The organism is Pseudoalteromonas sp. K222D (genome assembly GCF_017653575.1).
GTDB classification, from domain to species: domain Bacteria; phylum Pseudomonadota; class Gammaproteobacteria; order Enterobacterales; family Alteromonadaceae; genus Pseudoalteromonas; species Pseudoalteromonas nigrifaciens.
Map to the genome: position 1 here is coordinate 18,217 of NZ_JAGGDL010000041.1, position 10,512 is coordinate 28,728.

Annotated in this window: 5 protein-coding genes and 1 pseudogene; 3 read left to right on the forward strand and 3 right to left on the reverse strand. The window is 39.8% G+C overall.

Translation table 11 applies throughout. From position 1 onward, the window contains the following. Positions 1-48 precede the first annotated feature (48 nt). Complete coding sequence (locus J5X91_RS15410; RefSeq protein ID WP_208835176.1) at positions 49-2,844, forward strand: prolyl oligopeptidase family serine peptidase; 2,796 nt, start codon at positions 49-51, stop codon at positions 2,842-2,844. Positions 2,845-2,963: 119 nt separating this feature from the next. After that, the gene (locus J5X91_RS15415) at positions 2,964-4,070 is read left to right on the forward strand and encodes a GGDEF domain-containing protein (RefSeq protein ID WP_208835177.1); all 1,107 of its coding nucleotides are present in this window, start codon (positions 2,964-2,966) and stop codon (positions 4,068-4,070) included. Positions 4,071-4,150: 80 nt separating this feature from the next. On the opposite strand, the gene J5X91_RS15420 is transcribed toward J5X91_RS15415, so the two are convergent. After that, positions 4,151-5,335, reverse strand: coding sequence for an NAD(P)/FAD-dependent oxidoreductase (locus J5X91_RS15420; RefSeq protein ID WP_208835178.1), 1,185 nt, complete (start codon positions 5,333-5,335; stop codon positions 4,151-4,153). A gap of 312 nt (positions 5,336-5,647) precedes the next feature. Here J5X91_RS15420 and J5X91_RS15425 point away from each other — a divergent pair, with 312 nt between their 5' ends. Continuing rightward, positions 5,648-7,783: a S8 family peptidase gene (locus J5X91_RS15425; protein WP_011329296.1), complete on the forward strand. Its 2,136-nt coding sequence runs from the start codon at positions 5,648-5,650 to the stop codon at positions 7,781-7,783. A 70-nt stretch (positions 7,784-7,853) separates the two neighbouring features. On the opposite strand, the gene J5X91_RS15430 is transcribed toward J5X91_RS15425, so the two are convergent. Beyond that, positions 7,854-8,327, reverse strand: a complete 474-nt coding sequence (locus J5X91_RS15430; protein ID WP_086997685.1) for a peroxiredoxin — start codon at positions 8,325-8,327, stop codon at positions 7,854-7,856. 92 nt (positions 8,328-8,419) lie between these two features. Continuing rightward, positions 8,420-10,345: pseudogene (locus J5X91_RS15435) on the reverse strand (methyl-accepting chemotaxis protein). Positions 10,346-10,512: the final 167 nt, after the last annotated feature.

Below are 10,512 nucleotides of genomic sequence, written 5' to 3' on the forward strand. Positions count from 1 at the left end.
AGACAAAACTCGTTACAATAAAATAACGCTAAAAAACGAGAACCTATAATGAAAACAAAGCTCACCCTTTTAAGCTCTGCGCTTATTGTCAGCGTAGCTAGCACCACAGTTTACGCTAAAGAGTCGCTACAATTTAACGATGTGTTTGATTTTAAATCAGCCAAAGCAACACAACTTTCTGAAGATGGCCGTATTTTATCGCTCAGTGCAACCCCGTATCGTGGTGATGCCACTGGCCAAGTATACTTATTAAGCGGTAATAGCTTAATTGCAGAAGTACCGCGTGGTACTAAGCCTGTTATTAATAAAGCTGCTAACTGGGTCGCATTTACCCAAGTACCCACGCTACTAGAACAAGAAACCACGAATAAAAAAGATGCTCTAAAAAACAACCTGGTACTAGTAAATACCCAAACAGGCGAGCAACAAAGTTTTAGTAATGTGAAAGACTATAAGTTATCAAACGATGGAACTTGGCTTGCCTATCGCTTAGATCAAAAAGCAGCTAAAGGCGATGATGAAAAAGCCGAGGATGAAAAAGCCGAGGATGAAAGTACCAGCACTCATGCTAATAAAAACGATAGCGCCATCACACCAGACAAAGATGATAAAACCTATCCGCTGGTTATTGTAAATTTAAGCAATAAACGCAGCCACACAATTGCAGATGTATTTAACTACAGTATTAGCGCAACTAACCAGCAACTATTAGTTAGCCAGAGTTACAGCGATGGTAACAACAATCAAATAGCACTGCTTAATTTAAATGACTTTGTAAGCAGCATACTCATAGATGAGCCTGGTGTTGTGGCCAATAAAATAGCCTGGCACCCAACTGAGGCAAGCGTAGCATTTACGTTAGGTAACTATGTTAACGACGACATGCGCCGTCGTAACTACAGCTTACAACTTTGGCAAAATGAGCAGCTAACAACGATTAACTCCCCCAACAAAGATTGGGGAATAGGTAAAACCGCCGCGTTAATATGGTCTGAAAATGGCGAGCGTTTATATTTTGAAAATCGCCCTAAACTAGCCGCTAAAGTAAAAGCTAAAGAGTATAGCGACGAAGCCTCACTATACGACTTTGACACTATACGAGAGCATAAAGGCTTAAAAGTATGGCATAACAACGACGCGCAAATAAAACCGCGTGAACAGCAGCAGTGGAACGAAAAAAACAAAAACCGCCATTACAGCGCGGTGTACCACATAAATTCGCAAAAAGTTATCCAGCTAAGTACTGTGAGCATGCCAGAGGTTGCGCTTAATCCGCAGCGCGATACATCACTGCTTGGTTATACTGATACCCCATACCTTGAGAAAATAATGTATGGCGGCTTTTTTGCTGACTACTTTGCTGTAAATATTAATACAGGTAAACACACTCCCATTGTTAGTAACTACCCGTTTAAACCAAGTTTGGCACCTAATGGCGAGTTTGCCGCCTACTTTAGTGATAACCATATACAGCTAAAAGATTTAAAAAATAATAAAGTCACTACGCTTACACGTGCAATTCAAGCTACTTTTGCTGATGACAAGCACGACTACCCTTCAGCCCAACCAGGTTATGGTTTTGCCGGTTGGAATCAAGATAGCAGCCAACTACTTGCTTACAGTAAGTACGATATTTGGGCGTTTGATGTAAATAGCCAGCAGGCAAAACGTTTAACTAATGGTAAACAAACCAATACTCAATATCGCGTTATTAAACTTGATAAAAGCCAAGTTGGCTTTAAAAAAGACGAAACATTGCTTATATCGGCTATTAACTTACAAACTAAGCAAAGTGAAATAGCCAAGCTTGATTTAACCACCAACACAGTAACTAAAGTGCTCAGTGGTAATAAACGTTTTGATTTAGTTAAAAAAGCAAAAAATGCCGATAAATACCTATTTACTGAGCAAGCGTATCATCAGTTTCCAGACTTTTATCAAACTGACTTTAGTTTCAGTGCTCCGCAACAAGTGACTACACTTAACCCACAAATAAGTAACTTTGCCTGGGGCGAAAAACCAGAACTCATAAGCTACAAAGGCTTTGATGGCGAAGACTTACAAGGCGTACTAATTAAACCTGCGGGTTACAAAAAAGGCGAAAAAGTACCAGTAATGGTGTATTTTTACCGTTATATGAGCCAACGCATGTACGACTTTCCTAAAATGGAATTAAACCACCGCCCTAATTTTCCTATGTTTACCTCAAACGGTTACGCGGTATTTTTACCCGACATTCGTTTTGAAATAGGCCACCCAGGTAAATCATCAACGCAAACCATGATCAACGCCACGCAAAAGCTCATTGATTTAGGCATAGCTGATAAAAATAAAATTGGTTTACAAGGTCATTCGTGGGCAGGCTACCAAAGTGCCTTTATGATCACTCAAACCGATATGTTTAAAGCGGTTGTATCGGGTGCTCCCGTGTCTAACATGACCAGCGCCTATAGTGGCATTCGTTTAAAATCGGGCTTAGCGCGTCAGTTTCAGTACGAAACAGGACAAAGCCGCATTGGTAAAAACCTTTTTGAAGCGCCAGAATTATACATAGAAAACTCACCGGTATTTTTTGCCGATAAAGTAAACACTCCTATTTTAATTATGTTTGGCGATAAAGACGACGCTGTACCTTGGCACGAAGGGGTACAGTATTACTTAGCCCTGCGCCGTGCGGGTAAAGATGCCACTTTTTTACAGTATGAAGGCGAACCTCATCACTTGAAAAAGTTTCCTAATCAAGTCGATTTTTCAATTCGTATGATGCAGTACTTTGATCATTACTTAAAAGGCAAACCCGCCGCAAAGTGGATGAAAGAAGGCGAAGCATTTATACAAGAGTAAAAATAAATGATAAAAACCCCGATAGATTTAAGTCTATCGGGGTTTTATAATTTATTACTACCCACTTTATAATAAATAGACAATACTGAATTAACTAATAATTATTAAGTCGTTATTTGATGCTACATTTTTGGTATAAAGAATTTCCGCAATACCCTAGAGATCATAAGGATTACTGGCGAACACGCTTAATTGCACATTCTTTATTAATCTGCTGCTGCTACTTTTTAATTTTAACCTTACTAAATGTTTTTTATTTTTCGAGTTACGATATTGCACTTATTGATGCCTTAGGACTTATAGCGTCATTAAGTATTTGTATATGGTTTAATAAAACAGCCCAGGTTAGTAAAGCTGCTTGGGTTGTTGCATTAATGATAGTTAGCTTAATTATGCTCTTTATAGTATCGGCAAAGGGTCATGCTCATTCATTATTTTGGGCAACACTTATTCCGCCTTTTACCTTTTTTTTAGTTGGGCGTAATTGGGGAAGTATATTAAGTAGCATTGCTTTTGGTATTTGTGCCTATCTAGTTTACTTACAGCAACAACTATCAATTACCATAGGTTTATCTGCATTATTTAATTTTATTGAAGTGTCTATTGCGCATGTTTTATTATTTAGGTTTTATGAAAAAACGCGTTTTTCGGCTTACTCTCATCTTTCTAAGCGCAATGCCGAAATAAAACTGCTAGCCGAAACCGATAAGCTCACCGGGTTATATAACAGGCAAAAATTTGATTTTGAATTGTCGCAATTACTGAGTGAAAACAATAATGAGCGAAAATCAAATATAGTGATGATTTGCGACATAGATCACTTTAAAAAAGTAAACGATACTTATGGCCATTTAGCGGGTGATAACGTGCTTAGTGAATTTGCCAATATTTTACAAAACAAGCTTACAAATAGTGCATTAATTGCACGCTGGGGCGGAGAAGAGTTTACTATTATTCTTCGAGATAGCAGCCTAGATAACGCAATTAACGAAGCTGAAGAGCTCAGAGCGTTTATTGCCACTCATTTAATCGATAATAGAGCGTTAACTATCAGTATTGGTATAGCTAAAGCGCATGTTGACGACACTGCTTTGCATCTTTTAGAGCGCGCCGATAAAGCGCTTTATAAAGCAAAATTACAAGGGCGAGATCAGGTCTGTGTTGCTAGCGACAACTTAACCAAAACTCGCTATGAAAACACATTAAGTAAATCCGCTGCTATTTAAAAGTTAGCTCTAAAGTATCAGCGGTTAAACCCAATAAACTAAATTAACCTTGTAACTGCTAACTTATTGTTCCTAAAATATTAAGCATACTGCCCAGCAGCAAAACCGCAGCTCCACGCATACTGAAAATTATAGCCCCCTAGCCAACCGGTTACATCGGTTACTTCGCCAATAAAATATAAGCCTTGTACTTTTTTTGCTTCGAAGGTTTTTGAGCTAAGTTCATCGGTATCTACACCACCTAACGTTACTTCCGCTGTTCTGTAACCTTCTGTGCCATTTGGTTTAATTTGCCATGCATGTATATAGTTAACTAACTCGTCAATTTGGCTATGTGTTAGCTGGTTAATATTACAATCAGGAATTGCTTTCCCCTCATGAAGAACTTCAATAAAACGTTTAGGTAAAATAGTGGCTAAGCTATTTTTTAACGACTTTTGGGATTGCGTTTCACGCCAATTGGCTAGCTGTTGTCTTAAATCTGTTTCGGGTAATAAATTAATAGTTACCGCCTGTCCGGCTCGCCAAAATGAGCTTATTTGTAATATAGCAGGGCCCGATAACCCTCTATGGGTAAATAAAATATTTTCTTTAAATGCAGTGCCATCTTCACTAGTAACATCGCATAAAATACTTATACCTGAAAGCGCTTCAAAACGTTCTTTATCGTGCTGATGCAAAGTAAATGGTACAAGTGCCGCCATGGTCGGTAATACTTTTAAGCCAAACTGCTCAGCAATTTTATAGCCAATGGGTGTTGCGCCAAGCTTAGGCATAGTTAAACCACCTGAAGCAATCACTAACGACTCACAATAAAATGTTTCATGCTCGGTTACTACGCTATAACCAGTTTTAGTTTTTGAAACGCTGATTACTTCGTTACGCAACTTTATAGATACACCCGCCCACTCACACTCAGTAAGTAAAATATCAACAATGTCTTGTGCGTTATTATCACAAAAAAGCTGACCTAGTGTTTTGTGGTGATAGGCTAAACCATGACGATCTACCAGTTCAATAAAGTCATGTTGGGTATAACGACTTAAACATGATTTAACAAAATGAGGGTTGCCACACAAATAATTACTAGGGCTGGCATTTTCGTTGGTGAAGTTACAGCGCCCACCGCCGCTAATGAGTATTTTTCGACCTGGCTTTTTGCCCATATCAAGTACTGTAACACTACGGCCACGATATCCTGCTTGCGCTGCACACATTAAGCCTGCTGCTCCCGCACCTATTACTATCACATCTACTTGGGTCATTTATTTATCTCATTAATTTTTTTTGATTATAACAAAATTTATGCACCGGCTGGACATCGAATTGATTATTTTCAATTGCACAACAAATAAAAATAAAAGTATTAATACTCAAATTTAAAACTAGTTACTTATGCTTATATTTATAAATATAAAAAGTATAAAGTAACTACAAACCCGCTAATAACAAGGTTATAACCAAATGAAAGAAGCTAATAAGTAATTAATCTTTCAATTAATTTAACAGATCATTTACCTTTGTACCCACTTCGTGGATTTGTGCTACGAAATAATAAATAAAAACTAAGGATAATCATGACAACAGGTAAATCATTTAAAAAGTGTGCAATAGCCTTTACTATCAGCTCACTATTTGCTGCAACATCGAGTATTGCAACTCCTGCACAAGCAATTGCACCATCAATGGCAGAAACAACAGCTAAATTACAAAATCAAACTGGTTTTGAAACACAATTCATTATTAAATATAAAAATAACACTAATGATTTAGCTAGCTTTGCAGCTACAGACACAGATGTAAGCCAATCGAATATGCAAAATAAAGCGCAGAGCTTTGTTAAAAATTACACCTCTAAAAAAGGCAAAGTAAAAGCGAAGTATATTCGTGCCATGGCACTTAATAATCACCATGTAATGCGTGCAAGTAAAAAGCTAAATGCACAAGAAGCACAGCAATTTATGCAAGAAATGCTTGAATCTGGCAATGTTGAATACATTGAAGTCGATCAAATGCTGCAACCATTTGCAACGCCTAATGATCCACGATTTGACGACCAATGGCATTATTATGAACAAGCTGGCGGCTTAAACTTACCTACAGCGTGGGATACAGCCACTGGTAGCGGTGTTGTTGTTGCTGTACTCGATACAGGCTATCGCCCTCATGTTGATTTAAACGCTAATATTTTACCCGGTTACGATATGATCTCGAATTTATCGGTGGCTAATGATGGCAATGGTCGCGATAGCGATGCCCGCGATCCGGGCGATGCGGTTGCTGCCAATGAATGTGGTACTAACGGTGCACAAAACTCTAGCTGGCACGGCACACATGTAGCGGGTACTGTTGCTGCAGTTACTAATAATGGTGAGGGTGTTGCTGGGGTTGCTTACGGCGCCAAAGTAGTGCCTGTACGTGTACTAGGTAAGTGCGGTGGTTTAACCTCTGATATTGCTGATGGTATTATTTGGGCTTCTGGTGGCAATGTATCTGGGCTACCGGCAAATGCCAATCCTGCAGATGTAATAAATATGAGCTTAGGGGGTAGTGGCTCATGTAGCTCTACAACACAAAGTGCTATTAACACCGCACGTAATAACGGCACAGTAGTGGTAATTGCTGCTGGTAACGATAACGATAACTCAGCAAACTATAACCCAGGCAACTGTAATGGCGTGGTAAATGTAGCCTCGGTTGGCCGTAATGGCGGTCGTGCTTATTACTCTAATTACGGTAGTAATATTGATGTTGCCGCACCGGGTGGTGCGCAAAGTTTTGCTAACGATTCTGAAGGTGTTTTATCCACTTATAACGCCGGTTCGTCAACCCCTTCTAGTGATAGCTACGGTTTTTCGCAGGGTACATCAATGGCAGCCCCCCATGTTGCTGGCGTAGCGGCACTGATAAAACAAGCAAAGCCGAATGCTACTCCCGATGAAATCGAAAATATTTTAAAAACAACCACCCGCTCGTTCCCAGCCACATGTACTAGCTGTGGTACCGGTATTGTTGATGCAGCAGCTGCCGTAGCTGCTGCAAGTGGTGGCACTGCACCACCACCAAGTGGTAATGAACTTCTTGATGGCGAAACTCAAACCGGTTTAAGCGGCGCAACTAACTCTGAAACATTTTATACAATGACAGTGCCCAGTGGCGCAACTAATGTCACTTTCACTATGAGTGGAGGCACTGGTGATGCCGATTTATACGTGCGCTCTGGCAGTAAGCCAACAACCTCTACATACGATTGCCGCCCTTACAAAAGTGGTAACAACGAAGAGTGCTCAATCGATAACCCTACATCAGGTACGTATCATGTGATGCTACGAGGTTATTCTGCCTATTCTGGGATCAGCTTAACTGGTAATATTACAGCAGCTTCGGGCGGGGGCTCAGGCACACCTCAAGCTGGTGGTGGCACTGTAAGCGATGTGAGTGCTAATGCAGGTCAATGGAAGCATTACACACTAGACGTGCCAGCAGGTATGGCTACATTTACAGTAACAACAAGCGGTGGCACAGGCGATGCTGATTTGTTTGTTAAGTTTGGCAGTCAGCCCACGACATCGAGTTACGATTGTCGTCCATATAAAAATGGTAATGCCGAAACCTGTACTTTCTCAAGCCCACAAGCGGGTACGTGGCACTTAAGTGTTAACGCGTATAAAACCTTCTCGGGCTTAACAATTAGCGGGCAATATCAGCCTTAATAAGCAATAATTGCAAAAAGCCGATGTTGCATCAACATCGGCTTTTGTATTTTCAAATCGCTAATTTATTCTATAGCTTTTCTAAAACAGCAGCAGCACGACTAACCACAAATTCTTTTTCTTGCTCTACAAATAAACCGGTTACTACACTATTTTCCACGATCATTGCGTAACGCTTTGAACGCACACCGCCAAACCCTGCCGTATTCATATCAAGGCCTAATGCTTTGGTAAAGCTCGCATCGCCGTCTGCCAGCATGGCTATTTCTTGTGCATTTTGTGATGCCCCCCATGCTTTCATAACAAACGCATCGTTTACCGATACACAATAAATTGCATCAACGCCCTTTGCTTTTATTTTATCTGCCAGAGTAATAAACTCAGGTAAGTGTGCATTTGAACAGGTAGGTGTAAACGCACCGGGGACTGCAAACAATACAACTTTTTTATCTGCAAATAATTCACTGTTAGTCAGTGTTTGCATACCATCGTCGGTTAACTGGCTTAGCGTAACCGAGGGAATAGTTTGACCTTGTACAATCATTATAAATCCTTCATTTTATAAAATAAAACCAGCATACAGCTTAGCACATAGAATTTAGAGCATGATATAAGATGAGCGCTAAAGCTAATTTATTACAACCCCAGGCCCCCTTTAATCGAATGAATTTGTTGTTGTAGCTGATGTCGTATATCATCCACCAACGAGCTCGACTCACTTACTTGCCCCTTCATTTCAGCCATTGACTGACTAAAGTTATCTAATAAATTGCTTTGCTGCTTAGCAAGCTTCATCGCCTCAAACGCTACTTTATTAGCATTTTTTGCATTACTTGCCACCGCTTCCGAATTTAACTTAAGTTCTTGGGCATTTTGCGTTTGCGATTGAGCACCTTGGGTTAATGCTGTTATTTGCGTAGCAACTAGCCGTGAGTTTTCACTCAGTATGGTGAGCTGCCCATTTATCTCGCTCAGCGAGCCTTGCGTTTGCAGTGCCAATTGCCTAACTTCATCAGCCACTACTGCAAAGCCGCGACCATGCTCACCAGCCCTAGCTGATTCTATTGCTGCATTTAGCGCAAGTAAGTTGGTTTGATCTGCAATATTACGTATTACTTCTATAATTTTACTTACGCCTTCAACACCATTAAGTAGCTCTTGTAAGCTTTGTATACTGCGTTCAACCCGTGCCTGTGTATCGGCACTCGCACTTAACATACTTTGCGCAAATCCTAAGCTTTGTTCCATGGCACTAAAGGTACTTTGTGCGTTATCAGCTACTTGTGTATTAATATCATTAACTTGCTCTCCAATCTGCTGAATATCGGTTAGTAAATACTGATTTTGTTCCACTTGCCCATAACTCGTAGTAGTTTGTTGCTCAATCGTCTGTAAGTGTTTACTCATTTGCTACATAAAAGCATTCACTACTTTTAGCATTTGCGCTCGCTCTTGTGCTTCTATGCGCTGGCGTTCAATTAGCTGATTAAAGTATTGGGCTATTTCCCCAACTTCAGTTTTTGGGTTATTACTGACAATATTTTTAAGCTCATTCGTTTCAATTAAAAATGCAAATCCGTCGCGCAACCGTCGAAGAGGATTAAGTACCAGATTACGCTGAACAATATAAACACCGCCAGCAAGTATAACTAACCCACTAATAGCAACACAAAACACCCAAAATACTTGCTGCTTTAAATTATCTTGTTGTGTTTTTAGTGCTTGCTCTGCATTTATCACTGTTTTAGATAAATTACTAAGCTGCGTGCGCAATTCATCGGCCCCCGTCTGTCGTTGTTGTGCCTGAGTTAATGTACTGGTTAAATCCCGAGGATAGCGATTTGGCCAACTACTTAATTCTGATTTAATATCAGTAGCTAAATCTTCACTTTGCTCGTCAATAAATAAACTATACTCATCTACTTTATCCATCACACCTAAGTTTGGTAGCTGCTCTATTTTTGCTGCTAATACATTTAAATTTTTCACGCTTTGTTGCAAACTCTGCTCTACACTCTGCTGATAATCTAGCACCAGTTGATAACTAAATAATGATAAGTTAATCACTTCACTATAATACTCATTGGCCAATTTATAATAACTAAGCGTGTTGTTACTATTATCCGAAGCTGAGCGCGCATAATTAATTAACGAGGATGCCGAACCAGCCATTTGCCTTAGCGCATTATCAAGTAAAGCCGTTTCGTTACCAGAGAGCTTACCCAAGGCTCTATATTTACCGTTTATATCATTATTTAGAGTAATTAACTGCTCAGTAAGTTGTGATTTAAGAGCTGCTGGTAATAGCGTTAACTGTTTTTGCTCTACTTGCGAGATTAAACTTGAGGCTTGTGTTAAGTATTGGCTATCGCCTTGTGCTAAGTAATTACTTAGATAGCTCGCTAGATCAACCATAATCGTATTTTTAAGCTGTCTATATGCACTGTCTTGCTGCTCTAGTTTTAGTAAAGTTTGACTGGCCCAAAGTAGAGTCATAGCTAATAAAACACTCGCGAGAGTTAACAAAACAGCCAGTAAGCGGGTAAATGTAGAGGCGTGCATATTCTCATGCATCGCGATCACCTAATACTATCTAAGCCGATCACCTAATACCATCCATCAAGATCACTCAATACCATCGATGCCGATCACTTTTCGGTCAAAATGGTATTGAGTGATCGGCTTGAATGGTATCGTTCAATTTGTACACGTTTTTGTCTAGCCAGTAG